The following is a 25,103-nucleotide window of genomic DNA, read 5'->3' as shown; positions in this document are numbered from 1 at the left end:
TCGTCCACGGATCTCGACGCCTTCTCAGAACAGTGTCTCGAAACGAACCTTCTTGTATACGGTCGGACTACGACCGGCCATGGGCCTGTTCGATCGATTGCGGGGCGACGAATCCCCGCGGGTCGCGTTTATCGGAGTCGATGGTGTGCCGTACAGTTTGCTCTCGGAGAACGAGGAACTGTTCCCGAACTTCGCCGCGATCGCCGACGAGGGATCGGCGGGCGAGATCTCGAGTATCGTTCCGCCGGAATCGAGCGCCTGCTGGCCATCGTTGACGACCGGAAAGAACCCGGGTGAAACCGGCGTCTACGGCTTCCAAGACCGGGAGGTCGGTACCTACGACACCTACGTTCCGATGGGCGGCGACGTCCAGGCGGATCGTGTCTGGGATCACGTCCAAGAGGACGGCCGACAGGCGACCGTAATGAACGTTCCCGTCACCTTCCCACCCCAGCGCAGCGTCCAGCGGATGGTTTCGGGCTTTCTCTCTTCGGGTCTCGAGAAGGCAGCCTACCCCGACGACGTCCGCGACTACCTCGAGTCGATCGACTACCGGATCGACGTCAACCCAAAACTCGGCCACGAGGCTGACAAGACGGAGTTCATCGAGGACGCCCAGGAAACGCTCGACGCGCGCTTCGAGGCGTTCGAACACTACGTCGAGGAGGACGACTGGGATCTCTTTTTCGGCGTCTTCATGACCACGGACCGGGTCAATCACTTCCTGTTCGAAGACTACGAACGCGACGGCGAGTACCGCGAGGAGTTCCTCGAGTTCTACCGGACGGTCGACGATTACGTCGGCCGACTGCGCGAGACGTTGCCGGAAAACACCACGCTTGTCGTCGCCTCGGATCACGGCTTTACCAGCCTCGACTACGAAGTGCACTGCAACGAGTGGCTCCGCGAGGAGGGGTGGATCTCCTTTCGAACCGACGATCCCGAAGAACTGGACGATATCACCGACGAGACGAGGGTATACTCGTTTATTCCCGGCCGCTTTTATATCAACCTCGAGGGTCGAGATCCTCGCGGATCCGTCCCCCAGGAGGAGTACGACGCCGTCCGCGACGAACTCAAATCCGATCTCGAGTCCCTCGAGGGCCCGAACGGCCGGAAGGTCGTCGATCGCGTCGTCGAAAAGGAGGCCGCGTTCCGCGGCGACCACGACGACATCGCGCCGGATCTGGTGGCGATTCCCAACCACGGCTTCGACCTCAAATCCGGTTTCAAGGCCGACTCCGACGTCTTCGATACCGGACCGCGAAACGGGATGCACAGCTTCGACGACACTGCACTGTACATCGACCACCCCGGCGCGACCATCGACGACGCCGACCTCTTCGACATCACGCCAACGATCCTCGACTTGATGGACATCGAGTACCGACGGGGAGCGTTCGACGGCGCGAGTCTTGTCTGATACGGACTGTTATCCGTTCCGGTGGGATCACCGGCTCGATTGCGGACCCGGCGAAACGACGGACTGCGGAGCGCTCGAGTCGTCGATAGTGAACCCCTTTCCTGCCCACGCGTTCGTACTCGCTTCCGTCCCACAAATTCGTATCCGTTATCCGCGTGAGAGCATACCCCCGCGTATGGAAGAAGTCATTCATGCTCGAGGCCACGAGAACGTCAGCGCCGAGCACGCGAGCACGTTCGAGGTGACGACGGACGACTTTCTCACTCCTGCGGGAGATTGCATCCTCGCGATCGAGGCCGATCGCGCACCCGCGGATTTCGATCCGGCGTTCGTCGACGCCTGCCGCGACGCCGACGCGACGATCACCGTCACGATCGAGGCGGGTGGCCACCGGGAGTCGATCGAGGGTCGTGGCGATCCGGACCTCGAACTCACGAACGATCGCAGCGCCGTCGGCCGCACGAGCGAGTACGTCGACGACCGGACGATCCTCACCGACGCCGAATTCGCCGCCGAGGGGGTCGACCGTCGCCTCGTCGAAGCGCTCGCGGACGGTGCGGCGGCGACCGTAACGGTCACCGTCGCCTAATCTTTTCTGTGTCCGCGAATACGCGCCGCTGCCGTCGATTCGGCCAACGATCGACGCGGGACGAAGTTAAGGGGATCGCCCCCCTCTGTATCGGCGTGTGTACGCTCACGCTCGCCTGGCGGGTGTTCGAGGACGCGCCGGTCGTCGTCGCCGCGAACCGGGACGAATCGCTCGAGCGCGACTCGGATCCCCCCAGCGTCTACCGCGAGGAGCCGGTGACGATCGCACCGCGTGACCGAGAGGCCGGCGGCACCTGGATCGGCTACAACGAGTTCGGCGTCTTCGCGGGCATCACGAACGCGTGGAACGATACCGCCCTCGCAGGGGACCGCTCGCGCGGCCTGCTCGTCGCAGACGTCCTCGAGGCCGAGTCGGCGACAGAGGCGGAAACGGTTCTCGAGGAGGCAACGACGACCGACGAGTACGACGGCTTCTATCTCGTGATCGCCGACGCCGACGACGCGACGTGCTATCGCTGGGACGGTGACCTCTCGGCGACGCGATTCGAACCCGGCGTCCACGTCGTCGTCAACGTCGCAGTCGACGACGACGTCGAAATTCCCGACACTCGGTCCGACGCGGCCAGAACACAGGCCGAGAACGCACAGGGAGTCCGACGGGCGCTCTCGTCGCGGGTCGACGCCGACTCGACCCCCTCCGAAACCCCGGCGGAGTGGCTCGAGCGCGCGGCCGCCGTACTCTCGGACCACGAGTACGGCGTCTGCATCCACGGAGACGGGTTCGGGACACGGTCGTCGTCGCTGATCGCACTCGGCAAGGGAGCGAGCTACCGATTCGCGCCGGGTCCACCCTGCCGGACGGCTTACGAGGAAATCTCGAGTGCGATGGCGGATATCGAAGGGCACATTTAAGCGGCTCCCTATTCCTCCTAGACGCATGGATGCACTCCCGCCAGCGGCGAGCACGACGAGGTGGTCACCGTGAGCGTTTCCGCGATCGAAGCCGAACTCTCCGAAGACGAGCGGGCTGGTCTCGAACTCGTTCGCGAGACCGGCGGTATCCACCAGAGTGACTTCTGGAAGGAACTGGACGTCTCCTCGAGAAAGGGAAGTCGTATCGTCGAGTCGCTCGTCGAGAAGGAACTCGTCGACCGCGAGGAGACAGTCTACGCCGGGCACAACACCTACTACATTACACCGACCGCTCGAGACCTCGAGTTTACGCTGTTGATGGCCGGCGATATGCTCTCGCCGTTTATCGGCGAAGAGGAGGTCGATCCGAACAGCGACGCGTTCTCGCAGTGGATCATGAACCTCGCCTACGAAGAGTAGGCCAGTCGCGATCTCGGTTTCTCGGCGCGCCGGAGACGAACTCGTACGGATTGCTGGACCGTGTTACCGCTGAACCCGCAGGCGGGTCGCGGGTTCAGCGGTCCCGACTGACAGGAAACCGTATCACTCGTACTGGCCGAACCGTTCGATCAACACGAACGGGTCCCGCTCGCGATTGTAGTAGGCAACATCGCCGTCGATCGCTTCGATAATTCGTCTGTGGACCTCACGAGCGGCTCGTCCCTCGTCCGGTTTCAGGTGGTGGCGGCCGCGCATATCGGTCCAGAATCCGCCATCGAGCCACAGCAACGTCTCGTGGCCGGACCGGTAGACGACGTTTCCCTCCTCGGTCAGACCGTCGACTGCCAGCTGTCGTCCGGAGAGCTGTGCACGAGCCAGGACAGCAACGAGTTGGCGTCGCGAGACTGGCGCGTGAAGCGCAACCTCGTCGATCGTCCGGCCGAAATACGTCTCGGCGAGGTCACACGCCCTCGAGAACTCGTCGAACGCGACTTCCTGGTCTCGTGCGATTTTCATGGTACGGATGAACGCAGTGTCTCGGTAATGAATCGAACAATACAAAAATCTATCTCCGCCCGGACCGGTTTTGGCCGACGTCGACGGCTCGGATCTCACGCGAAGCCCGGACTTAGGCGAGTGCGCTCGCCGCCTCGATCAGTTGCTTCTCGCCGAATGCAGGGCCGACGAGTTGGAGACCGACGGGGAGGCCGTCGGTCTCGCCCGCCGGAACTGAAATTGCGGGCAGATCGGCGAGGTTGACCGGCACCGTGTTGGCGTCCGCGAGATACATCTGGAGCGGGTCCTCGAGACCCTCCCCCAGTTCGAACGGCGGAACGGGCATCGTCGGCGACGCGAGCACGTCGGCCTCCTCGAGCGCCTCGTCGAAGTCCTGTTTGACCCACGCGCGAGCGTCCTGGGCTTTCTTGTAGTACTTGTCGTGGTAGCCGGCAGAGAGCGCATAGGTGCCGAGCAGGATTCGTCGTTTGACTTCGTCGCCGAACCCCTCCTCGCGTGCCTTCGAGAACGCCTCGTTCCAGTTACCGTCGTAGCCACCGGAGTTGCCGTACCGGACGCCGTCGAATCGCGCGAGATTCGACGACGCTTCGGACATCGCGATCACGTAGTAGGCTTCCACGGCGTGTTCGACCGACGGCAGCGAGACTTCGTGGTACGTCGCGCCGCGGTCTTCGAGGTCGCCGATCGTATCCCAGAACGTCTCAACGACGCCCTCGTCGGCCCCCTCGAGGAGCTCCGTCGGTACGCCGATCGAGAGACCGTCGACGTCGCCAGTGGCCGCATCGGCGTAACTCGAGTGCTCGGCCGCTCGAGTACCCGAGTCGTGTGGCGGTTCCTGTGTCGTCGCGTCCCGTTCGTCCTCGCCCGCGATGACGTCGAGGAGAGCAGCGGCGTCCTCGACGCTGTCGGCGAACGGACCGATCTGTTCTAAGCTGTTGCCGTAGGCGACGAGTCCGTACCGCGAGACCAGTCCGTAGGTGGGTTTGATGCCGACGACGCCACAGAACGCGGCCGGACAGCGGATCGAGCCGCCGGTGTCCGACCCGAGCGCGAGATCCGCCTCACCAGCGGCGACAGCCGCCGCGGAACCGCCCGACGAGCCTCCAGGGACGTATCCGGGTGCGGCCGGGTTCTCCGTTGGTCCGAACGCGGACGTCTCCGTCGTCGTTCCCATCCCGAACTCGTCCATGTTGGCCTTACCGACGATGGTCGCACCGGCCTCCTTCAGCCGGCTGACGACCGTCGCATCGTACGGCGGCACGTACTCGGAGAGCATCTCGGAGCCACAGGTCGTTCGGACGCCCTCGGTGGAGATGTTGTCCTTGACGGCGACGGTTTGGCCGGCGAGTGGGCCGTCGTCGTCGCCTTCGATCGTCTCCTCGGTGATGAATAGGTTCTCGGTCATGATCAGGAGACGTTCGGTCCTTTGAAGTAGCCGTCTTCGGTGTCGGCTGCGTTCCGAAGCGCCTCCTCGCTCTCGAGGGAGTCGCGTTCCACGTCGGGCCGCATCACGTTCGCGAGGTCGGCTTCACGGTCGACTTCGGGCACCTCGTCGAGCGTCTCGAAATACTCGAGAATGTCCGCGAATTGGCGCGTAAACTGGTCGACCTCGTCGTCCGCGAGGCCGACGCGAGCCAGTTGCGCCACGTGGCGAACCTCCTCGGGGTCGGCGGTCTCCGGGCTCTCACTCATGCCCGAGAGCAGTCGCCTTCGCAGAGTAAGAGTTTCGATACCGGTGCGTGCCACGCTCGTGTGATACGGATTCCTGTCGCGACGGGTTACCAACCGACAGTAAACCGTCTGAATGTGCGATACACCGCCATCTTCCTCAGTATGGCCACAGTTTTAAGTGCTCGAGAAACGTTATAAATTATCACGGCAACCCGTTTTCATCGATATTTCACGGTTCCAATACAATGACCGACTCCAGCATTCGAACTCGTAGTGACGAGCGGGGCCAAACCACAGCAGAACAAGAATCATCCGAGCGAACTGACGAACTCGAGGCCTGTCCGGAGTGCGACGGTCGATTGGTCAGCGACGCCGAACACGCCGAGACCGTCTGTGAGGACTGTGGACTCGTCGTCGAGGAAGACGAAATCGACCGCGGGCCCGAGTGGCGTGCGTTCGACGCCGCCGAGAAAGACGAAAAGAGCCGCGTCGGCGCGCCGACGACCAACATGATGCACGACCAGGGGCTCAGCACGAACATCGGCTGGCAGGACAAAGACGCCTACGGCAAGGCGCTCTCGAGTCGCCAGCGACAGAAGATGCAACGGCTTCGCACCTGGAACGAGCGCTTCCGAACGCGAGACAGCAAGGAGCGCAACTTAAAACAGGCGCTGGGCGAGATCGATCGCATGGCCAGCGCACTCGGCCTCCCCGAGAACGTCCGCGAAACTGCAAGCGTCATCTATCGGCGCGCACTCGAGGAGGACCTCCTTCCGGGACGGTCGATCGAGGGCGTCGCGACCTCGGCGCTGTACGCCGCTGCCCGCCAGGCGGGCACCCCACGCAGCCTCGATGAGATCTCGGCCGTTTCCCGCGTCGAGAAAGACGAGATCGCCAGAACGTACCGGTACGTGGTCCGGGAACTCGGGCTAGAGGTCCAGCCCGCCGACCCCGAGAGTTACGTCCCGCGCTTTGCGAGCGATCTCGAGCTCTCGGACGAAACCGAACGTCGCGCCCGTCAGTTGCTCAAAACGGCCAAAGAGTCGGGGATTCACAGCGGCAAGTCGCCGGTTGGCCTCGCGGCCGCCGCCGTCTACGCCGCCGCGTTGCTCACCAACGAGAAGGTCACCCAGAACGAGGTCAGCGAGGTCGCCAGCATCTCCGAGGTGACGATCCGCAACCGGTATCACGAACTGCTCGAGGCCGAAGGCGGCGTACCGGCGTGACCGAACGAGGACACCCTCACTCCGTCTCGAATACAGCCGGAATCGGATCATCCACGCAATGCGATGTTGACGCTAGTTAGTACGGGCTTTCTCGAGGAGAAACCGGTCTAAGCGGGGCATACTCAAGGGGGTAGTCGGTGCCTTCGATCGATATGCACGCCGATACGACCGTGGCGACGGACCGCGACGAACCGAGCGTCGACAGGACGTGTGACAACTGCGAGTCCGACGCGGAGATCGCGTACACGCTTCGGACGTACGTCGACGGAAATCCCGACGAACCGATCGACCTCCACTTCTGTTCGAACGATTGTCTTCGCGTCTGGACGTGAGCGGGCTCGGGAGACGTCACACCCGGCTCGGTTCCACGTCGAACCGTATCGGCAACGTCGTCCGTCGAGGGTACCCAGTTTTGATGGGGTATCAGGACGAATCGCCGACGAACGAATGACGTCGATTCCGGCAGAGGACGACACCGCTATCGCGGCGAGCCAGCCCGCCGACCTCGAGTCGACGCACCACCGGGTGAACGGGGTTCGGCTCCACGCCGTCACCGCCGGGAAAGATACCGATCCGCTCGTCGTGTTGCTCCACGGCTTTCCGGAGTTCTGGTACGCCTGGCACCGACAGATCGAGCCGCTGGTCGAGGCCGGCTATCGTGTCCTCGTTCCCGACGGACGCGGTTACAACCGGAGTGAGAAGCCGGAGTCGATCCGAGAGTACCGACGAGAAACACTCGCTCGAGACGTTCTCGAACTGATCCGAGCGGACGGACGCGACGCCGCCCACGTCGTCGGTCACGACTGGGGCGGAATCGTCGGCTGGGATCTCGCGATCCGCCACCCTCGGGCGGTCGAGACGTTCACCGCGATCAACGCGCCCCACCCCGTCGCGTTTCGACGACAGCTGACGTCGAACCCGGAGCAGCTCCGCCGAAGCTGGTACGCCATGGTCTTTCAGCTCCCGTGGCTTCCGGAACGGGTCTGCCGGTACGACGACTTTCGACCGCTCGAGCGAGCGCTTCGAGGCCCCACAGCTCCCGGTACGTTCACCGATGCCGACCTCGAGCGGTACCGGCAGGCGTGGCGACGCGAGGGTGCACTCTCCGGAATGCTCGCGTGGTACCGGGCGAGCGCTCGGTACCCCTCGATGCTTCCGCGGACTGGTGTGGATACGCCGACCCTCGTGGCCTGGGGACGGGACGACGCCGCACTGGTCTCCGAACTGGCGATCGACAGCTACGACTGCTGTACGGACGCCCGCCTCGAGTTTCTGCCCGACACGAGCCACTGGGTTCCCCACGAGGAACCCGACCGAACGACGGCGCTGATACGTGAACGGATCGACGGGTGAGAACGATCGGCGAAATCCGTGCGATCCGTCCGTCGGTTCGCCGGTACACCGAGTCGGTTACCTATAGTAGCCACTGACCGTCAATGCACACCTGATCGCACGACAGCTGTGCGATCAGTGTGTAAATCGTTTCAGTTGTTACTATAGTGCTTTGGCAAGCCTGCACTGCAGGGTCGAACTCGGTGGCGTCGGGTCGGTTCGACCCGGCAGTCGACGTTTGGAACGGTACTAGAGAATTCGGTCCCGGAGCTGGTCGAGCTGTTTGGCGTTGTAGACCAGCTTTACTTCGTCAGTCGTCGGCGTGGCGACGCAGGTCAACCGCAGGTTCATCTCGTCTACCTCCTCGTCGGAGAGGCTACGGTTAACCTCCATCTCGACCTCACCATCAACCAGTGTCGCTGCACAGTTGATACAGCCACCACCTCGACAGAAGAACGGCCAGTCGTAGCCTTCGGCCTCGGCCGCCTCGAGGATGTACTCCCCTTTTTCGACAGTCATCGTCCCGTGGGTCTCCGCCGTCAGGTCGGCCTCGGCCGCCTTCTCGAAGAGGTCGTCGTCCTCCAGCGACCAGTCGTTGTCCGCTATGACTTCGTAGTCGAGGAACTCGACGGTGGCGCCGGCCGACTCCGGTTTCACGGAGACGACTGGGACTGGTGAGAACCGAACTGTGCGTTCTGTGACGCTCCCGAGCAGGTATCGTCTGAGACCGGTGCGGCCGTGGGTCCCCATCACGACCACGTCGATCTCAGCCTCTGCCGTGTACCCGGCGATCGCCTCGTGTGGTCGACCGCTTCGTGTAGCCGAAACGACCTCCACACCGGCGGCTTCGCCCCGATCACGTACGTCGTCGGTCGGCGACGATTCCGCTTCGGGTCCGGAGGTGACGTAGAGCGCGTGGATCGTCCCACCGGTTTCGGTCACGAGATCGATCGCGTGCTCCGTAGCGGCCTCGCTCCCCTCACTCCCGTCGGTCGGAACGAGGACGTTGTCTATCTCGAAGTCGATGACGGTATCCTCGTGAATGGTCACGACTGGAACCGGCGACTCCTGAAGGAACTGTTCGGCTACGCTCCCGAGCAGGAATCGACTGATGCCCGTCCGGCCGTGGGTCCCCATCACGACGACGTCGACGCCGTGGTCCTCGGCGTAGTCGATGATCGCCTGGTGGATCGCCGATTTCTCGTCGTCGATAATCTCGGTTTGAGGGGAGAGTCCGGCTTCGATCGCGGCCTCCTCGATATCTCCCACGGCGCGTTCTGCTTGCTCTTCGGTGCCCGGCTCTCGAACGGAGACGACGGTCAGATCCGCGCCGAAGAGTTCGGCCATTTGAACGGCGACGGTTCCGGCTCGCTCGGCTACGTCGCTCCCATCCGTCGGGACGAGTATCTCGTTGTACATACACCGAACAACATCTTCCAAACCTTATCAAACCCGTCCGTTCTTCCACTCGAGTGAGTGCCTCTACTCGTCGGATTCGTCAGAATTGGCGGGGTAGGCGATAGTAGCCACAGATACTGGCTGTTATCAGTCGTCGACGGTGAAACTGCAGGACTGCGTGCGGTTGCACTGGTACATCGGCACGGCAGACCGTATGAAAGTCAATGCATACCCGATCGCCCGACGGATCGGTGATCGGTGTGTACACCGATTCAGTTGTTACGATACTTCTCGACGACGTCCGATCCCGTTCGAAAGGAACGATACACCGTCGGGACAGGACCCGAATTCGGGTACGACTCTGGTAGTGGCATCCCGGTCCGAGAACGATTCGATGGCGCCCGAATCGAATATCTCAACACTTCTAGTACAAACATGTCCCCAAATTCACAAGCTCATCAGACAGTATCTGTACGGAAACGCTCGTTCTATTGGTCGGGGCACAAGTAGAATTTTAATGGAGAGCACCGAATACCGTCGTTGAGAAAGATATGTCGGTAGATACGAACAACGAACTCACCCACCATCTGGTTGTGGGTGCCGGAAGTGTCGTCTTCGCCGTGTTACTGTGGGTGGCTGGATATCACGAGCAGCGGGTCGTGGGTGCAGTTCCGTGGTTTCTCCTCGGCTTGGTGATGATCGTCGGGCCAACCGTACGGCTCTGGCCCGCTATCAGACGCCGGTTCTCGGGGAATTTCCCCGTCAACTGGCGGGCAGAGTTAGGGATCTGGTTCGCTATCTGGAGTGTCGTTCACCTGCTCTTCGTGTTCCAGGCGAGAGACTGGGACGTCGTCGGCTACCTGGCCGACATGAGTCCCTGGGCGTTCGGTTCGCTCGTGGCCGTGATCATCGCGGTTGGGCTCGCGGCTACCTCGAACAACAGCGCCTACGATTACATGGGCGGAAAGGCGTGGAAGTGGCATCAGACCGTCGGAGCGTACACGATCTTCTGGCTCGTCACCGTCCACATCTACGACAGGGCCTATCTCCGACCCGGGTTCCCGTCCGACGACCCGCTGCACTGGCTGTACCTGGTCACGATCGTTCTCGTCGTCGCGCTCCAGCTCGCCGCGTTCGCCACGGTTGTCTCTCACTACCGGAAGACCGGTGAGTATCCCTCCGGACTGAACTGATCGACTCAACAACGTGTTCACAGCCATCCCAGTCGTCGACTGACGAGCGACGTCCACCGCATGCGTTCGCCCAGCAGTGCAGGCGTGAGACGCCAGTACAGTGTTCGGCACCAACGACGCAGCATTCGGTATCAACGACGGCGCGATCTAAGCGTGTTCGAGGAGGACGTGCCACGTCCCGTCGTCTCGTTTCTCGCTGTCGTGGTCGAATCTCCGGCCGTCGAGGTCGCCGTAGAGCGGAGCCGGCTCGAACCGGGCGATCAACTCGAGCCGTTCGTCGTCCGCAAGGTCGTCGAGCGCGGCGACGATGTCGTCGAACGGTGGGCCATCGATCTCTCTGACGTCGAGCGTTCGGTCGGCGGCTGGAGACGTCATGAGCGAGCGAACGGTTCCGTCGCCAGTTGGATCTTCGGCCGAATCGGTTCGTGACGGGTTCCCAGTCGGTAGGAATGACGGCGAATATATTCGTAACTGTGGGTTCTCAGCCTTAGACAGTAGGTGTTCACCTCCAATGGCCCAGGCGACACTCACGGTGACGATGCCCGAACAGGTCTGGATCCAGCAGGTGTCCGTGGCGTATCCGGACGCCACGTTTCGCGTGCTGGCCGCGGTTCCCGGCTCCGAATCCGGCTTCGCACTGGTTCGGATTACCGGACGGAACGTCACTGATATCGTCGACGACATCACCGACCATCCCCAGATCACGGAGTTGACGCTCGTCGAGTGGAGCGACAACGAGGCGACGATCCACTTCGAGACGACGGCACCGCTTCTGTTGTTCTCCTCGCGAGAATCGGGAATGCCGATCGAACTCCCCGTCGAGATCCAGGACGGCGAGGCGACGATCGACGTCACCGGCTCTCGAGAACGCCTGGCGGAACTCGCCGAGCAACTCGAGCGGTTCGGTCTCCAGTATCGAATCGAGAACGTCAGCGACCGGTTACACGAGAGTCAGGTCCTCTCTGAGCGCCAGCTCGAAGTCGTCGTCGCGGCCGTCGAACAAGGCTACTACGATACGCCACGCCGGTGTTCGCTGACCGAACTCGCAGAGCATCTCGGGATCGCCAAATCGACCTGTAGCGAGACGCTTCACCGGGCGGAGGAGTCGATCGTCAAACGGTTCGTCGAGGATCTTCCGGGCCTCGAGGACGACGAACCGCTCGACGGACAGTTGCCGACGAACTGAGGCCGTCCCTGGGCGTTGGTATTAATATATACGAACCTGTTCGGTCTAGTTCTCACGGCGTGGAAATCGAGTCCATACTTCAACCACATCTAGTCGTGAGTTCGGGGTAGTGGATCCCAAATGAACGTATTCAAGTATCTGTCGCTGAGTATCCACTCCGTGAGAGAGACCGATGCCAGGAGGTGTGCTACGTAGATGAGTGCGGACGACGAATCGTTCCACCCGCTCGGCGAGGAGTGGGAGGGAGAGCTCGAGACGATGCTCGACGATACCGAGTACGACAGCGACCTCGGTATGGAGATGGCCAAAGACGCGATGCGCGTCACCAAAGGCGAGCTGTCCGAAGCCGAGTTCCACGAGATGTATCACGACGACGTGATGGAGGAGTTCGGCGAGGACAACCGCCCGACGGAGGAAGCCTACGAGGAAATGCAGGCTGCGGAGGAAGGGACGGTTTCCCGGATGCTCTCGAAGTTCGAGGGTGACGGCGAAGACAGTCGGCGCGACGCGATGAAGAAGATGGGGGCCGGCGCGGCGGCCGTCGGACTCGGTGCGTGGGGCACCGTCGACGACGGCGAACCCGAGGCGGCAGTCGCGGATACCCAACAGCAGGTCGAAGAACCGGACGGCACCCAGTGGGGGATGACGATCGACCTCGAGCGGTGTGACGGCTGTCTCTCCTGCGTGACTGCCTGTCAGCAAGAGAACCAGACCGACCAGGGCGTCAACTGGATGTACGTCCTCGCGTTCGAGGACGACACCACCGAAGGCGGCTCGCCGGCCCCCGACGTTCGAGGCGGGATGGACGGCTACAACATGCTCGTCCGACCGTGTCAACACTGTACAGACGCACCCTGTGAGAAGGTCTGTCCGACGACGGCGCGCCACACCCGTGAAAAGGACGGTCTCGTTCTGACGGATTACGACGTCTGTATCGGCTGTCGGTACTGTCAGGTCGCCTGTCCGTACGGCGTCAACTACTTCCAGTGGGACGAACCCCAGGAAGCCACCGAAGAAGAAATCGCCGATCAGATGGGTGTCGAACCCGGCGAAGAAGGCGATCACATGATGGACGAGCGCGGTCGATGGGTCGACAGTCGCGCACCCCGTGGCGTCATGAGCAAGTGTACGATGTGTCCGACCCGACAGGACGGCCTGATGGGCGACGACCGCATCGGAACGACGGCCTGTGAGGAAGCCTGTCCACCGGACGCGATCCAGTTCGGCGACGTCAACGACGAACGCAGCGACGCGCACCAGCACGGCGAGTATCCGAGCAAAAGCCGAGCAATTATCGACATCGTCCGCAACGTCCCGTCGCCGGAGGCGATCGACGGCATTCTCAGCGAAGACGACGATCTCGAGTCGGCGATCGAGGCGTTCGAGGATGACGAAGACGACGACCTCGATCGAGAACTCGTCAGCATCATGAAGGCGATCGAGATCGTCAGCGACAGAGAAGAGCCGCCCGAGGAGACGAACGACACCATCCTCGAGCAAGAACAGACGGTCCTCGAATCCGTCGACGCGCTCGAAGAGTACGTCGATCTCGAGAGCGAGGACGTACTGGCCGAGTTACAACTCGGTGACGGGAGCGAAGACGACGCCAACCTTCGACTCCGTCAGTACGCTGGGGTCGCCGGGTCGTCGTTCAAGCTGCTCGAGGATATCGGTACGAATCCGAACGTCACGTATATCGGACAGAACCCCGGACCGAACGCCGAACAGGTCGACGGTCCGGTCGCCTACGACGACATCGGTCAGACCGACGACCGCAAAGAAGTCCTCGACGAGGGGACCGTCGGTGACGCCGGGGTGTCGCTATGAGCACGAAGACACCCACCGAAGAAGACATCCTCCGACCGACCGAGGGATTCAGCAAGAAGTACTTCGTCCTCTTTGGCGTCTGTGCGCTCGCTCTCGGAGCGTTCCTGGTCGGATGGATGATTCAGCTCAGAGACGGGATGGTCGTCACCGGCCTCTCCGACTGGGGCAGCGGTGGCGGCGTCACCTGGGGGCTGTACATCGGCGCGTTCATCTGGTGGGTCGGGATCGCCCACGGCGGGATCATCCTCTCGGCGGCCGTTCGACTGCTCGGCATGGATCGGTACATGCCGGTCGCTCGTCTCGCGGAGATGTTGACGCTGGCTGGCCTCTCGGCGGCCGGCTTCTACATTCTCGTCCACATGGGTCGACCCGACCGGATGGTCACGAGCGTCCTCGGTCACTACCACATCACGGTGAACAACTCGCCGCTGGTGTGGGACGTGACGGTCATTACGGCCTACTTCGTGCTGACGGCGACCTACCTCGGGCTGACGCTCCGATACGATATCTCTCGACTTCGTGGTCAGCTCCCGTCGTTTGCGCCACAGGTCGGTGGCGTCCAGTTTCCCGACCTTTACGGGAAAGTCTACGATATGTTGACCCTCGGTTACACCGAGAAAGAAGACGAGGTCATCGAGCGGATGGTCTGGTGGGTCGCGCTGGCGATCATCATCATGGCGCCGCTGTTGCTCCACGGCGGTGTGATTCCGTGGCTGTTCGCCGTCCTGCCGAACTATCCGAGCTGGTTCGGGGCCATTCAGGGTCCACAGTTCCTGACGATCGCGCTGACGTCGGCGATCAGCGGCGTTATCCTGGTTTCGTACGCCTTCCGTCGCGCCTACGACTGGGATCACATCATCACCGACGACATCTTCCGTGGGCTCTTGCTGTGGCTCGGCTTCTTCTGCCTGCTGTTCCTCTGGCTTCAGCTCCAACAGCTCACCGCGGGCAGCTTCGCGCCGACGGTCGACCACGCGACTGCGACCGACTCGAAGTTCTCGCACCCGATGTACGTCGTCCCGATGCTGATGGTCGTCAGCGTCCTCGCGTTCATCTTCGCGACGGTCCTTCGTCCATCGCTGTTTAGCAAAGGGCGAGCGATCGTGGCGGGCGTGCTCGTGCTGATCGCGACACTCGTCGAGAAGACGTACTTCGTTCTCTCCGGGTTCTGGTATCCGACGTTTAGCATCTACGAGGCGACGCCGGGGGACTACTTCCCGAGTGCGATCGAACTCCTCTCGCTGGCTGGAACCATCGGAATGGTGGTGTTGTTCTTCCTCGTCATCTCGAAGCTCGTTCCGGTCGTCGAACTCCACGCAGTCGAACATCTCCGTGGCGATCACGGCCACGGCGAGCACGAGCCATCGGATGAGCACGCGGGCGAACCGGAGGTGGAAGCATGATCGCCCCGGCGACGCTCATGAGCGCGCTCTCGTGGGTCCTCTATCACGGAGAAGGCGGAACTGAGGGACTCACCGGCTTCCCGAACATCGGAACCTACCTCATCTTCGGCGTCATCCTGGTTCCGGTCTACGTCATGATTATCGCGTGGTTCGTCGGCGAGCCACGTAACTCCAAGACCGGCCTGATGGGCGTCGGCTACCTGGTCGGAATTACGGCCCAGATGTGGATCGGGATGTTCATCCTGACGATGATCATCGCCGTCGTCTTCTACGGCGGACTTCCCGAACCCATCGGTTCCACCGGACCGTAACCCGACCGACCGCGTTCTCGTTTTCCGTCTCGATCAGTCGAGTCACGAGGCTCGTCTCCACTCACGCTGCCGTCTCTCGAGTCACACCGATCGCTTGACATCGACGCTGATGCGGTGGTTCCCTGTCATCCGAATCCGACCATGCGAGTGCAGGCAGTACCACGACCGTGTTCGGTGGTGGCACTAGCTGTAGACGCATGTCTCCGTCGTCCGCGCTCGCGATCGTCCTGTATCACGGCTACGAGGCCACCGAAGGGGTCACCGGCTTCCCCAACACCGGCTCTTGGCTCATCTTCGGGGTCGTTCTCGTCCCCATCTACGTCATGGTCACCGCGTGGTTCGTCGGAACGCCTCGCGATACGAAAACCGGGCTCCTCGGGGTCACGTATCTCGTCGGACTGACGACGACGATGTGGGTTTCCATGCTGGTCATGACCCTCGTTATCGGCCTGGTATTCTTCGGGCGACTGCCCGAACCCATCGGTTCGCCCGGACTGTAGCCGCGATCGAACGCAGTTCGTCCTCGAGTCGTCCAGATCGTCCGCTCTCGAACGCGACGAAACCGCCAGACGGAACGGGCTAGGGGCCCGAACCATCACACGTATCCCGCTCGACACCGTTCGTTCCGATAGGATTACCGACGCACTATGAGTATTACAGAACACGAACTCAAAATCGAACTCGAGGGGATCGAAGATCCGGACATCGGCGAGGATATCGTCTCGCTCGGACTCGTCAACGACGTCACCATCGACGACGAGACCGCACGGATCTCGCTCGCGTTCAACGCTCCGTACGCGCCCTCCGAGATGGAGATCGGCAACCGGATCCGGGAGGTCGTCGACAACGCCGGCCTCGAGGCGGACCTACGAGCACACGTCGGGACCGAACACGGGTTCGACGACGAAGTGCTCCCGCGGGTACGCAACGTGATCGCGGTCGCCTCCGGCAAAGGCGGCGTCGGTAAGACGACGGTCGCGGCCAACCTCGCCGCGGGACTCGAGAAACGCGGCGCGATGGTCGGCATTCTCGATGCGGATATTCACGGGCCGAACATTCCTCGAATCCTGCCGGTCGAGAGCGATCCTGGGGTCACCCCCAACGAAGACATCGTCCCGCCGCGATCCGACGGCGTCCGCGTCATCAGCATGGGGATCATGATGGAAGACGAAGACGATCCCGCGATCCTCCGTGGACCGATGGTCAACAAGTTCATGATGAAGTTCTTGGAGGGCGTCGAGTGGGGTCGACTCGACTACCTCATCGTCGACCTCCCGCCAGGGACCGGCGACGCGACGTTGAACCTCCTGCAGTCGATGCCCGTCACCGGATCGGTCGTCGTCACGACGCCACAGGAGATGGCACTCGACGACACCCGCAAGGGCATCCAGATGTTCAACAAACACAACACGCCGGTGCTGGGAATCGTCGAGAACATGAGCACGTTCATCGCGCCGGACACCGGCAAGGAGTACAGCCTGTTCGGCACCGACGGCGCCCAACAGATCGTCGACAAGTACGACGTGCCGCTTCTCGGTCAGATTCCGATCCACCCGGACTTCGGCGCCGATGGTAGCGAGGGCGCGATCGTCAAGAACGACGAGAGCGCGGCCCAGGAGCCCGTCGAGGACCTCGTCGCCGAAATCTCCAACCGCATCGGCGAGATCAACCGTCGAACCGTCGACGAGAACACCTCCGACACCCCCGACGACACGCTCCCGACCGAACTCGAGGACTGATACGGTCTGCTGTAACGATGTACCGGTGCAACCGCGACCCGTGCGGCGGTTGCACCGGAAATGACTTACAGTAAACCGTATGACGGGCTTTCGGTTCCGTTCGCCAGGAGTTCGGTTCGTCGTCTCTCCCCGGGGTATTCGTTCCCTCTCGTTTTTCGGGTGCTGGCAGCAGTCGACAGGTTTCACCCCCATCAGCCGACGCTCGAACCGAGCGGAGTCCCGAAACCGTCCGCTTGCGGTGTATTTTATACGGTCCGTCGTCGAACGTCTCCTATGAGCCTCGACAGATACGCCGATGCGATCGACGAACTCGAACCGGCAGACGGCGAGATCGAAACCACCGAACTGGTCGTCGAAGAGGACGTCCTCGTGAAGGCGTTCGCCCTCGGGCCGGACGCGCAACTCGAACCCCACGAGCACGGTGACAGCACGAACGTCTTCCACGTTCTCGAGGGGACGGTGACGGTGCTCCAGGACGGGGAGAGCGAGGCCATCGAGGCGCCCGGCGTCGTGCTTCACGAGCGCGGCGTCGAACACGGCGCGAGAAACGAGACCGACGAGACGGTGGTTTTTACGGCGAGTCTCTGTCCGTTGCCGTCCTGACGAGCGCCGGCGTCCCGACGACCGCCGTCCAGGACTACTCCTGGGCCTCGAGCAGCGACGCGATGTACTTCGAGACGTGGTCGTCCATCCGCCGCTTGTAGCCCGCCTGTCTGGCGAGGCGGTCGAGTTCGCGAGCGACCAGGCTGCCGTACTGGACGGCCTTCTTGTCCCGGGTCGCGACGTCCTCGGGGAGATACTGCGACGCAACCTGTCGGAAGCCACGCTTTCGCGTCTCCTCGTCGGCCAGCAAGTCGTCCGGCAGCCGGAGCGCCGCCGCGACGACGGCGTCGTGTAACAGTGGTGCAACCGGCTCGAGGCCGGCCGCCTCGATCGTCAGCACGTCCCGTGGAAGCTGATCGGGGAGGCTTCGAATCTGCTCGCGAACCGCGCCGCGTGTCGTCGCCGCGTCGACGCGGTGGTCGAGGCGAACCACCTTCTCGTAGCCGCCGAACAGTTCGTCCGCTCCCTGGCCGACCGCAAGCGCGTCGAAGCCGTCGGCGGCGACGCGCTCGGCGACGAGATAGAGTGGGAGCGCGATCTGGACGTCCATCGCGTTCGTCCGCCCCGTCGCGCGGACGATTTCGGGAACCGCGCGCTCGAGGTCGGCCGGCTCGAGTTCGACGACGGTCAACTCGCGTCCCATCGCCGTCGCGGCCGTGCGTGCGGCCTCAACGTCGTGGCTGTCCGGAAAGCCGACGACGTACAGCGGAGCGTCGAGCAACTCGGCGACGAGCGCCGAGTCGACGCCACCCGAGAACGCGACCGCAACGTCGAGGTCGGCCGATCGAACGTCGTCCGTAGCCGAACGAATCGCAGTTTCGAGTTCCTCGAGAGCGACGTCCCGATCCGACTCCGGCTTCGGATCCGGCACCGTCCACCGCGGCTCGGGGAAGTCGTCGATCTCGAGATCGGTTCCGACCGCGACGAGTCGGCCGAGTTCGTCCGCGTCGACGACCGTCCCCGCTGGCACTGGGACAGGTACCTCGAGTCGCGTCGGTTCGAACGCCCACGCAGCTCTCGAGTCGGACGACGATCCGCCCTCGACCCCGGCGGCGTCGACGAACAGCGGAACCCGGCCGAGCACGTCCCTGACGAACGTTCCGTCGATCTCGCCCGCGAATCCACGGGTTCCTGGGAACGGATCGCCCGTCTCCAACGCCCGTCGGACCGTTTCCGGATCCGCGCCGCACAGTCTCATCGGAACAACCCCACGATACCGTTTCTGAACCGGCGTTTCGCACCGCCTGCGGCCTGGCGGACGCTGATGTGCCACGGCGTCCGCTTACCCTCGACGGAGGTTCGCCCGTCGCGGACCGCCGCGAGGATCGCGTCGACCGATCGCTCGTCCGCGTCGACTCTGGTCACTGCCTGGCCGACCATCTCGCTGATGTGAGCGTCGCTTCCGGCGGTCATCGGTAGACCGCGCGAGCGAGCGAAGCGCTCGGCCTGACGGTTCGCCCGCCCTGTCAGAAGCCGGGAGTTGTACACCTCGATGGCGTCACCCTCCGCGAGTTCGTCACGGGAAATTCGGGCGATCACGCCGTGGCGTGACTCCTGGAACGGGTGGGGAATCACCGCCAGCCCGTCCTGGGCGTGAATCGCCTCCAGCGTCGACTCGAAGGACAGCCCCGGCGGCACTTCCTCCTCGAGACCGAGGCCCAAGACGTGGCCCGCCTTGCTCGAGATCTCCATCCCCGGAATACCGACGAGCCCGTACTCCGGGGCGCGCTCGGCGGCCTCGAGGCTGGCTTCGATCTCGTCGTGGTCGGTGATCGCGATCGCGTCGAGCCCGACTCCCTTTGCCTGCTCTAAGATGAGATCGACCGGATCACGACCGTCGTAGGAGAGTTCCGAGTGGACGTGGAGTTCGATCGACAGCACGCGCTTACCTTCGTGTGGCTTGATGAAAAACGACTCGAAACACTCGACACGCTTTGCGTTCCTGACGACCCGTGTTTGCAGTCTTCGAAACGGAGAGAGTGCACTCGAGTGCCGATAATTCTCGAGTCCGGTGTCATCTCGTAAGCGTCGACGTTCGGGTGCAGAGGTCGCGCGAGAAGATACACGAACGTGCACATAGAAACCCCTTTACCGGCCACGGACCACCATTGACGTGAATGAGTTTAGCCGATTCGGACCGCGAACTCGTCGTCGAGGAACTCGAGCGCGAGCCCACCCCGGCCGAGGCGGCGCTGTTCGAGAACCTCTGGAGCGAACACTGCGCGTACCGCTCCTCGAGACCGTTGCTGTCGGCGTTCGAGAGCGAGGGCGAGCAGGTCGTCGTCGGGCCGGGCGACGACGCGGCGGTCGTCGCGTTGCCGGGAGACGACGACGGAGAGACGTACATCACGATGGGGATCGAGAGCCACAACCACCCCTCGTACGTCGATCCGTTCGACGGGGCGGCGACGGGCGTCGGCGGGATCGTCCGCGACACGCTCTCGATGGGCGCGTACCCGATCGCGCTCGCCGACTCGCTGTACTTCGGCGCGTTCGACCGCGAACACTCCCGGTATCTCCTCGAGGGCGTCGTCGAGGGGATCAGCCACTACGGCAACTGTATCGGCGTGCCGACGGTCGCGGGGAGCGTCGACTTCCACTCCGACTACGAGGGGAACCCGCTCGTCAACGTCGCCTGTATCGGCCTCACGGACGAGGAACGGCTCGTCACGGCCGAAGCACAGGAGCCCGGCAACAAACTCGTCCTCGTCGGGAACGCCACCGGCCGCGACGGGCTGGGCGGTGCGAGCTTCGCCAGCGAGGACTTAGCGGAAGACGCCGAAACGGAGGACCGACCCGCGGTCCAGGTCGGTGATCCCTACGCGGAGAAGCTGTTGATCGAGGCCAACGAGGTGTTGATCGAGGAGGGGCTGATCGAGTCCGCACGTGACCTCGGCGCGGCCGGCCTCGGGGGGGCCTCGAGCGAACTGGTCGCGAAAGGCGGCCTCGGCGCACACATCGAACTCGAGCGGGTCCACCAGCGCGAACCCAACATGTCGGCACTCGAGATCCTGCTCGCGGAGTCCCAGGAGCGGATGTGCTACGAGGTCGAACCCGAACACGTCGACCGCGTCGAGGAGATCGCAGAGCGTTTCGATCTGGGCTGTTCGGTGATCGGCGAGGTCACGGACGGCAACTACGTCTGCACCTTCGACGGGAGCGAAGCCCAAAGCGCCTCGGATGACCCTGACGGAGAGCAAAGCGAGCCGCGAAAGCGCGAGACCGTCGTCGACGTTGACGCGCACTTCCTCGGCGAGGGCGCACCGATGAACGACTTAGCACACGAGGAGCCGTCGGAGCCCGAAACCGATCTCCCCGAGGTCGATCTCGAGGCGGCGTTCGACGTCGTCGTCTCGAGTCCGAACACGGCCTCGAAGCGCTGGGTCTACCGCCAGTACGATCACGAGGTCGGCGTTCGGACGAGCGTCGGTCCCGGCGACGACGCGGCGATCGTCGCGATCCGGGAAGCCGAAACCGGCCTGGCGCTCTCGGCGGGCGCTGCACCGAACTGGACCGACGCGGCGCCGTACGAGGGTGCGCGAGCGATCGCCCTCGAGAACGCGACGAACGTGGCGGCCAAGGGTGCGACCCCGCTCGCCGCGGTCGACTGTCTCAACGGCGGTAATCCCGAAAAGCCCGACGTCTACGGCGGGTTCCGGGGGATCGTCGATGGGCTTGCTGACATGTGCGAGACGCTGTCGGCACCCGTTGTCGGCGGGAACGTCTCGCTGTACAACGACTCCGCGACGGGTCCGATCCCGCCGACGCCGACGCTCGCGCTCGTCGGGACGAAAGACGGCTACGATGCGCCACCGCTCTCTGTCGAGTCCGAGGGCGAACTGTTGCTCGTCGGCGACCGCGGCCTCGAGGCCGACGGGACGAGACTCGGCGGCTCGGAGTACCTCGCGCAGTTCGGCGGGAGTGACGCGTTTCCGTCCCTGCCCGAGACCCCATCGGAAATCGTCGAGACGCTCGCGGCGGTCGCAAACGACGAGGCGACGCTCGCGGTCCACGACGTCAGCCACGGCGGGCTCGCCGTCTCGCTGGCCGAGATGGTAAGCGAGGACGCCGGGCTCGAGGTGTCGATCCCAGCCGATAGCGAGCCCGCGGCCGCTCTCTTCCACGAACAGCCGGGTCGCGCGCTGGTCCAGACCGACTCCCCAGCAGCCGTCCGTGAGGCGTTCGACGGCGTCGCACCGGTCGTCGCCCTCGGCGAGGCGACCGACCGCGGAACGCTCGAGCTGTCTGTCGGTGATCGAACGCTCGAACGATCGGCCGGCGCGATTCGCTCGCTTCGGGACACGCTCGAGGCCGAACTCGAGTAACCTCGAACCGTCCCGCCGATTGTCGACGACGCGTTCGCTTTCCCGTATGAGCCCCTCCCGCCGTCGGTTTCGCCGGAGTTATCCTTTCGTTCGGTTGGATCCAACTGACGACGGTCCGGTATCTTGATGTGTGTACGGTACGCATGCGGAACCGAAAGGGTGGAGGGGGATCGTTCGATGGCAACCGACCGACCGTCCGTACTGATCGCCGAAGACGAGCCGGATCTCGCGAATCTCTACACCTCTCGGCTCGAGGAGCGATACGACGTCAGGACGGCCTACGACGGAACCGAAGCGCTCGAGGCCATCGACGGGGATATCGACGTCGTGCTCCTCGATCGGCGGATGCCCGGCCTCTCGGGCGATCTAGTCCTCGAGACGATCCGAGAGCGGAACCTCGACTGTCGGGTCGCGATGGTGACGGCGATCGAACCCGACTTCGACATCGTCGAGATGGGGTTCGACGACTACCTCGTCAAGCCGGTCTCGAAGCCGGAGCTGATCGAGGTAATCGATCAACTGTTGCTTCGATCGACGTACGACGAACAGCTCCAGGAGTTTTTCGCGCTCGCGTCGAAGAAAGTCTTGCTGGATAGACAGAAGACGGAGGCGGAACGAAAGAGCAGCGAGGAGTACGCCCGACTCGAGGATCGACTGGCGGTGTTGCGGGTACACCTCGACGAGACGGTCGCGGACCTCCTCGAAACCGACGACAGCAAACAGCTGTGTCGGGACCTGACGCGGGAATCGATCGCCGACGAGTGACGTGGTCGAGTGACGGCACTCGACTACGCGCGCGGCTCGAGGGTCATCACGCCGTCGACGACGATTCGCGTTCCGTTTCGTTCCGCCGTCTCGATCGAGAGTCGCCAGTCGTGAGCTTCGGCGATCGCTCGAACGAGGGTCAGTCCGAGCCCGTCGATAGCCGTCTGGTACTCGGTCGTCGGATCGAGCAGTCGATCGGTCGCCGTCGGCGGCGCATCGGCAGCGTCGTCTTCGATGTAGAACCCGCGGGGGGCGTCGGGGTCGTCGATTCCGGTAAGCCCGACACGAACCGTTAGATCATCGCCGGCCGTCCGGGCGGCGATGTCGTCGAACGCCGTCTCGAGGAGATAGATGAGACGGTCGGGATCCGCCCTCAGCGTCGCCGCTCGCTCGACGAACACTGTGCTCGCTTCGAGACGTGATGCACTCGCGGCCTCCTCGATTACGCGGTCGAGTCGGATTCGGCTGCGGGTTCGGACGGACGAAGCGTTGCGAGCGAACTCCCGGACGTCGTCGATGAGCCGCTCCGCACGGTCGAGCGTCGCTTCGACCGAGTCGTCCGAAAGTGGGAACTCCCACTTTTCGTGGTCCGTCCCGGTTCCACCACCGGTCGCCTCCGCTTCGGGAACGTCTCCGGTCGCCTCCTCATCCGAGCCCCAGACCGTCCCCGCCTCCAGGTCGCCCTCGCTCGCGGACACCTCGTGTTCGTCCACCTCCGTCTCCGACTCGAGCGGGAACTCCCACTCGTCGGAACCCGATCCGGATTCGTCGCTGGTCTCGGCCACCGTTTCGACGTCGCCACTGGCTCCGGCCGTCGACTCGGGTCCGTCACCGTCCGAGTTTGTCGCCGTGGCGTTGCTGTCTACGCTGCTCGCTCCGACTCCGTCGTCCGACTCCGAGCCGAGACCGACACTGCTCGAGTCCGTTTTCAGTTCGTCGGCGACGACCTGAAGCTGGCGCTTTAGATCGTTCGAGAGGACGTTCGCGACGCCCTCGAGACGTTCAGTCTGGCGCTCGAGTTCGTCGGTCCGTTTCCGGAGAACCTGCTCGCGATCGGCCCGATCGAGCGCCGCACGCGTGTTCTCGGCGAGCGTCGACACCAGTTCGACGTCGGTTTCGTCGAACTGATCGGCCTCGAGCGAACCGGTCATGATCACGCCCCGTGTACCGATGGGCGCGATGATCTCCGACCGAATCGGCGTCTCCCGATTGTAGAGACCGTCGACGGCCTCGAGGTCGTCGAATCGCTCGACTGAGCCGGATTCGAACACCTCCCAGACGAGCCCCTCGTTGGGATGAAATCGGGGGAGACCACCGAACTCGTCGTGAGCGCCCGCGGTTCCGGCGACGGGTTCGAGATAGCCGTGTTCCTGCTCGAGGAGCCAGACGCCGCTGATCGGGAGATCGAGCAGGTCGCTCCCGGCGTGGACGGCAATAGCACAGATCTCCTCTGGGTCGTCGGACTCGAGCAGCCAGCGGGTGATCTCGTGGAGCGACGCCGCGATGCGTTCGTACTCGTGTTGGTCGGTGACGTCTCGGACGACGACCGCGACGGTTGCGGTGTCGTCTTCGATCGGGACGAACCGGAAGTCACCCATCCGATCGGTTCCGTCGGCGTCGGTAAACGGTACCTCGACCTGGCGGCGACCTGCGGTCCCGATATCGACGTCGGTGATCGCACGGCCGATCTCGATGGCGTCCTCGTCGGCGATCGAAGCGAGTTCGGGAACGATCTCGACGTGTTCGCCCACCAGATCGTCTCGCTCGACGCCGAGAAACTCCTCGATGGCGGCGTTGACCGTCACGATCCGGCGATCCCGGTCGAGCGTGACGATTCCGTCGTGGACCGCTTCGACGACGGCCGCGTGTTGGGCGATCGTCGTCTCCTGGCGCTTTCGCTCGGTGACGTCGCGCATGTACACCGAGAGGCCGTCTTCGCCGGGATACGCCTGAGCTTCGAACCACGTCTCGAGTTGGGCGTGATAGATCTCGAAGGAGACGGGAACCTGCTCGTCCATCGCGCGGTGGAAGCCGTCAGGAAACTGGGTTTCGACGGTTTGGGGGAACTCGTCCCACATGACCCGGCCGATGAGATCGTCACGCGAACGTTTGAGCAACGTCTCTGCGCGGTCGTTGACGTACGTGAATCGAAAGTCCGTATCGAGCGCGAAGAACGCGTCGGTGACCCGGTCGACGATCGGGACAGATCGAGGCGTCACTGTCGCTGGCTCACCTCCAGTGGCGCGTTCGACGTCTCGTCGCCTCCGGGAGAGGCGGCCTTCG

Annotated in this window: 25 protein-coding genes; 17 read left to right on the top strand and 8 right to left on the bottom strand. The window is 63.4% G+C overall.

Features of this window, described 5'->3' with window-relative positions:
* Positions 1–79 precede the first annotated feature (79 nt).
* The 4 genes from FYC77_RS09820 to FYC77_RS09805 all read left to right on the top strand — a co-directional run bounded on the left by FYC77_RS09820 (position 80) and on the right by FYC77_RS09805 (position 3,304).
* Positions 80–1,423 carry an alkaline phosphatase family protein gene (locus FYC77_RS09820; RefSeq protein ID WP_149081326.1) on the top strand — a complete coding sequence of 448 codons (1,344 nt, stop codon included), beginning with the start codon at positions 80–82 and terminating at the stop codon, positions 1,421–1,423.
* Positions 1,424–1,598: 175 nt separating this feature from the next.
* Entirely contained in the window at positions 1,599–2,012 is a 414-nt protein-coding gene (locus FYC77_RS09815; protein WP_149081325.1) for a DUF371 domain-containing protein, read from the top strand.
* 95 nt (positions 2,013–2,107) lie between these two features.
* Positions 2,108–2,884: an NRDE family protein gene (locus FYC77_RS09810; RefSeq protein WP_149081324.1), complete on the top strand. Its 777-nt coding sequence runs from the start codon at positions 2,108–2,110 to the stop codon at positions 2,882–2,884.
* Between the two features lie 69 nt (positions 2,885–2,953).
* Positions 2,954–3,304: a helix-turn-helix transcriptional regulator gene (locus FYC77_RS09805; RefSeq protein WP_149081323.1), complete on the top strand. Its 351-nt coding sequence runs from the start codon at positions 2,954–2,956 to the stop codon at positions 3,302–3,304.
* Positions 3,305–3,427: 123 nt separating this feature from the next.
* Here the strand turns inward: FYC77_RS09805 and FYC77_RS09800 are convergent, their stop codons facing one another.
* From FYC77_RS09800 to gatC, 3 genes are all read right to left on the bottom strand, one after another.
* Entirely contained in the window at positions 3,428–3,841 is a 414-nt protein-coding gene (locus tag FYC77_RS09800) for a hypothetical protein (RefSeq protein ID WP_149081322.1), read from the bottom strand.
* Between the two features lie 112 nt (positions 3,842–3,953).
* Positions 3,954–5,246, bottom strand: coding sequence for an Asp-tRNA(Asn)/Glu-tRNA(Gln) amidotransferase subunit GatA (gatA, locus tag FYC77_RS09795; protein WP_149081321.1), 1,293 nt, complete (start codon positions 5,244–5,246; stop codon positions 3,954–3,956).
* Positions 5,247–5,248: 2 nt separating this feature from the next.
* Positions 5,249–5,533, bottom strand: a complete 285-nt coding sequence (gene gatC / locus FYC77_RS09790; RefSeq protein WP_149081320.1) for an Asp-tRNA(Asn)/Glu-tRNA(Gln) amidotransferase subunit GatC — start codon at positions 5,531–5,533, stop codon at positions 5,249–5,251.
* A gap of 224 nt (positions 5,534–5,757) precedes the next feature.
* Between gatC and FYC77_RS09785 the strand changes: the two genes are divergently transcribed.
* From FYC77_RS09785 to FYC77_RS09775, 3 genes are all read left to right on the top strand, one after another.
* Positions 5,758–6,738 (top strand): transcription initiation factor IIB, encoded by a 981-nt coding sequence (locus FYC77_RS09785; protein WP_149081319.1) that lies wholly within the window; start codon positions 5,758–5,760, stop codon positions 6,736–6,738.
* Positions 6,739–6,890: 152 nt separating this feature from the next.
* Entirely contained in the window at positions 6,891–7,070 is a 180-nt protein-coding gene (locus FYC77_RS09780; protein ID WP_149081318.1) for a DUF7576 family protein, read from the top strand.
* Between the two features lie 115 nt (positions 7,071–7,185).
* Positions 7,186–8,091 (top strand): alpha/beta fold hydrolase, encoded by a 906-nt coding sequence (locus FYC77_RS09775; protein WP_149081317.1) that lies wholly within the window; start codon positions 7,186–7,188, stop codon positions 8,089–8,091.
* Positions 8,092–8,319: 228 nt separating this feature from the next.
* Here the strand turns inward: FYC77_RS09775 and fer are convergent, their stop codons facing one another.
* Complete coding sequence (fer, locus tag FYC77_RS21030) at positions 8,320–9,489, bottom strand: ferredoxin Fer (protein WP_149081316.1); 1,170 nt, start codon at positions 9,487–9,489, stop codon at positions 8,320–8,322.
* Between the two features lie 530 nt (positions 9,490–10,019).
* On the opposite strand from fer, the gene FYC77_RS09765 reads away from it, so the two are divergent.
* A complete protein-coding gene (locus FYC77_RS09765; RefSeq protein ID WP_149081315.1) occupies positions 10,020–10,661 on the top strand; it encodes a hypothetical protein in 642 nt (213 codons plus the stop codon).
* A gap of 147 nt (positions 10,662–10,808) precedes the next feature.
* On the opposite strand, the gene FYC77_RS09760 is transcribed toward FYC77_RS09765, so the two are convergent.
* A complete protein-coding gene (locus FYC77_RS09760; RefSeq protein ID WP_149081314.1) occupies positions 10,809–11,036 on the bottom strand; it encodes a DUF2249 domain-containing protein in 228 nt (75 codons plus the stop codon).
* 136 nt (positions 11,037–11,172) lie between these two features.
* Here FYC77_RS09760 and FYC77_RS09755 point away from each other — a divergent pair, with 136 nt between their 5' ends.
* From FYC77_RS09755 to FYC77_RS09725, 7 genes are all read left to right on the top strand, one after another.
* The gene (locus FYC77_RS09755) at positions 11,173–11,847 is read left to right on the top strand and encodes a helix-turn-helix domain-containing protein (protein WP_149081313.1); all 675 of its coding nucleotides are present in this window, start codon (positions 11,173–11,175) and stop codon (positions 11,845–11,847) included.
* Between the two features lie 195 nt (positions 11,848–12,042).
* Positions 12,043–13,674: a 4Fe-4S ferredoxin N-terminal domain-containing protein gene (locus tag FYC77_RS09750; protein WP_149081312.1), complete on the top strand. Its 1,632-nt coding sequence runs from the start codon at positions 12,043–12,045 to the stop codon at positions 13,672–13,674.
* Positions 13,671–15,077 carry an NrfD/PsrC family molybdoenzyme membrane anchor subunit gene (gene nrfD / locus FYC77_RS09745; protein WP_149081311.1) on the top strand — a complete coding sequence of 469 codons (1,407 nt, stop codon included), beginning with the start codon at positions 13,671–13,673 and terminating at the stop codon, positions 15,075–15,077. Before FYC77_RS09750 ends, nrfD begins: the two co-directional genes overlap by 4 nt.
* Positions 15,074–15,388 (top strand): hypothetical protein, encoded by a 315-nt coding sequence (locus tag FYC77_RS09740; protein WP_149081310.1) that lies wholly within the window; start codon positions 15,074–15,076, stop codon positions 15,386–15,388. The genes nrfD and FYC77_RS09740 overlap by 4 nt, the downstream gene beginning before the upstream one ends.
* 197 nt (positions 15,389–15,585) lie before the next feature.
* Positions 15,586–15,888 (top strand): hypothetical protein, encoded by a 303-nt coding sequence (locus FYC77_RS09735; RefSeq protein ID WP_149081309.1) that lies wholly within the window; start codon positions 15,586–15,588, stop codon positions 15,886–15,888.
* Between the two features lie 147 nt (positions 15,889–16,035).
* On the top strand, positions 16,036–17,127 hold the full coding sequence (locus FYC77_RS09730) for an Mrp/NBP35 family ATP-binding protein (protein WP_149081308.1): 1,092 nt from the start codon (positions 16,036–16,038) through the stop codon (positions 17,125–17,127).
* A gap of 273 nt (positions 17,128–17,400) precedes the next feature.
* The gene (locus FYC77_RS09725; protein WP_149081307.1) at positions 17,401–17,730 is read left to right on the top strand and encodes a cupin domain-containing protein; all 330 of its coding nucleotides are present in this window, start codon (positions 17,401–17,403) and stop codon (positions 17,728–17,730) included.
* Positions 17,731–17,764: 34 nt separating this feature from the next.
* Here the strand turns inward: FYC77_RS09725 and FYC77_RS09720 are convergent, their stop codons facing one another.
* Positions 17,765–18,928, bottom strand: coding sequence for an asparagine synthase C-terminal domain-containing protein (locus tag FYC77_RS09720; RefSeq protein WP_149081306.1), 1,164 nt, complete (start codon positions 18,926–18,928; stop codon positions 17,765–17,767).
* On the bottom strand, positions 18,925–19,611 hold the full coding sequence (locus FYC77_RS09715) for a PHP domain-containing protein (protein WP_149081305.1): 687 nt from the start codon (positions 19,609–19,611) through the stop codon (positions 18,925–18,927). Before FYC77_RS09715 ends, FYC77_RS09720 begins: the two co-directional genes overlap by 4 nt.
* Positions 19,612–19,847: 236 nt before the next feature.
* Between FYC77_RS09715 and purL the strand changes: the two genes are divergently transcribed.
* Both purL and FYC77_RS09705 read left to right on the top strand, forming a co-directional pair.
* The gene (purL, locus tag FYC77_RS09710) at positions 19,848–22,055 is read left to right on the top strand and encodes a phosphoribosylformylglycinamidine synthase subunit PurL (RefSeq protein ID WP_149081304.1); all 2,208 of its coding nucleotides are present in this window, start codon (positions 19,848–19,850) and stop codon (positions 22,053–22,055) included.
* 177 nt (positions 22,056–22,232) lie between these two features.
* Complete coding sequence (locus tag FYC77_RS09705) at positions 22,233–22,820, top strand: response regulator transcription factor (RefSeq protein ID WP_149081303.1); 588 nt, start codon at positions 22,233–22,235, stop codon at positions 22,818–22,820.
* A gap of 23 nt (positions 22,821–22,843) precedes the next feature.
* Here FYC77_RS09705 and FYC77_RS20675 read toward each other — a convergent pair whose 3' ends face one another.
* On the bottom strand, positions 22,844–25,039 hold the full coding sequence (locus FYC77_RS20675; protein WP_238386878.1) for a PAS domain-containing protein: 2,196 nt from the start codon (positions 25,037–25,039) through the stop codon (positions 22,844–22,846).
* Between the last annotated feature and the right edge of the window lie 64 nt (positions 25,040–25,103).

The organism is Natrialba swarupiae (assembly GCF_008245225.1).
GTDB lineage: Archaea > Halobacteriota > Halobacteria > Halobacteriales > Natrialbaceae > Natrarchaeobius > Natrarchaeobius swarupiae.
This window is presented reverse-complemented; position numbering and strand designations above follow the sequence as displayed.

Excerpts from the sequence above, each read along its gene's own strand:
- FYC77_RS09820 (WP_149081326.1), top strand. The coding sequence starts at position 80 with ATGGGCCTGTTCGATCGATTGCGGGGCGACGAATCCCCGCGGGTCGCG.
- FYC77_RS09815 (WP_149081325.1), top strand. The coding sequence starts at position 1,599 with ATGGAAGAAGTCATTCATGCTCGAGGCCACGAGAACGTCAGCGCCGAG.
- FYC77_RS09800 (WP_149081322.1), bottom strand. The coding sequence starts at position 3,841 with ATGAAAATCGCACGAGACCAGGAAGTCGCGTTCGACGAGTTCTCGAGG.
- gatA (WP_149081321.1), bottom strand. The coding sequence starts at position 5,246 with ATGACCGAGAACCTATTCATCACCGAGGAGACGATCGAAGGCGACGAC.
- gatC (WP_149081320.1), bottom strand. The coding sequence starts at position 5,533 with ATGAGTGAGAGCCCGGAGACCGCCGACCCCGAGGAGGTTCGCCACGTG.
- FYC77_RS09785 (WP_149081319.1), top strand. The coding sequence starts at position 5,758 with ATGACCGACTCCAGCATTCGAACTCGTAGTGACGAGCGGGGCCAAACC.
- FYC77_RS09780 (WP_149081318.1), top strand. The coding sequence starts at position 6,891 with ATGCACGCCGATACGACCGTGGCGACGGACCGCGACGAACCGAGCGTC.
- FYC77_RS09775 (WP_149081317.1), top strand. The coding sequence starts at position 7,186 with ATGACGTCGATTCCGGCAGAGGACGACACCGCTATCGCGGCGAGCCAG.
- fer (WP_149081316.1), bottom strand. The coding sequence starts at position 9,489 with ATGTACAACGAGATACTCGTCCCGACGGATGGGAGCGACGTAGCCGAG.
- FYC77_RS09765 (WP_149081315.1), top strand. The coding sequence starts at position 10,020 with ATGTCGGTAGATACGAACAACGAACTCACCCACCATCTGGTTGTGGGT.
- FYC77_RS09760 (WP_149081314.1), bottom strand. The coding sequence starts at position 11,036 with ATGACGTCTCCAGCCGCCGACCGAACGCTCGACGTCAGAGAGATCGAT.
- FYC77_RS09755 (WP_149081313.1), top strand. The coding sequence starts at position 11,173 with ATGGCCCAGGCGACACTCACGGTGACGATGCCCGAACAGGTCTGGATC.
- FYC77_RS09750 (WP_149081312.1), top strand. The coding sequence starts at position 12,043 with ATGAGTGCGGACGACGAATCGTTCCACCCGCTCGGCGAGGAGTGGGAG.
- nrfD (WP_149081311.1), top strand. The coding sequence starts at position 13,671 with ATGAGCACGAAGACACCCACCGAAGAAGACATCCTCCGACCGACCGAG.
- FYC77_RS09740 (WP_149081310.1), top strand. The coding sequence starts at position 15,074 with ATGATCGCCCCGGCGACGCTCATGAGCGCGCTCTCGTGGGTCCTCTAT.
- FYC77_RS09735 (WP_149081309.1), top strand. The coding sequence starts at position 15,586 with ATGTCTCCGTCGTCCGCGCTCGCGATCGTCCTGTATCACGGCTACGAG.
- FYC77_RS09730 (WP_149081308.1), top strand. The coding sequence starts at position 16,036 with ATGAGTATTACAGAACACGAACTCAAAATCGAACTCGAGGGGATCGAA.
- FYC77_RS09725 (WP_149081307.1), top strand. The coding sequence starts at position 17,401 with ATGAGCCTCGACAGATACGCCGATGCGATCGACGAACTCGAACCGGCA.
- FYC77_RS09720 (WP_149081306.1), bottom strand. The coding sequence starts at position 18,928 with ATGAGACTGTGCGGCGCGGATCCGGAAACGGTCCGACGGGCGTTGGAG.
- purL (WP_149081304.1), top strand. The coding sequence starts at position 19,848 with ATGAGTTTAGCCGATTCGGACCGCGAACTCGTCGTCGAGGAACTCGAG.
- FYC77_RS09705 (WP_149081303.1), top strand. The coding sequence starts at position 22,233 with ATGGCAACCGACCGACCGTCCGTACTGATCGCCGAAGACGAGCCGGAT.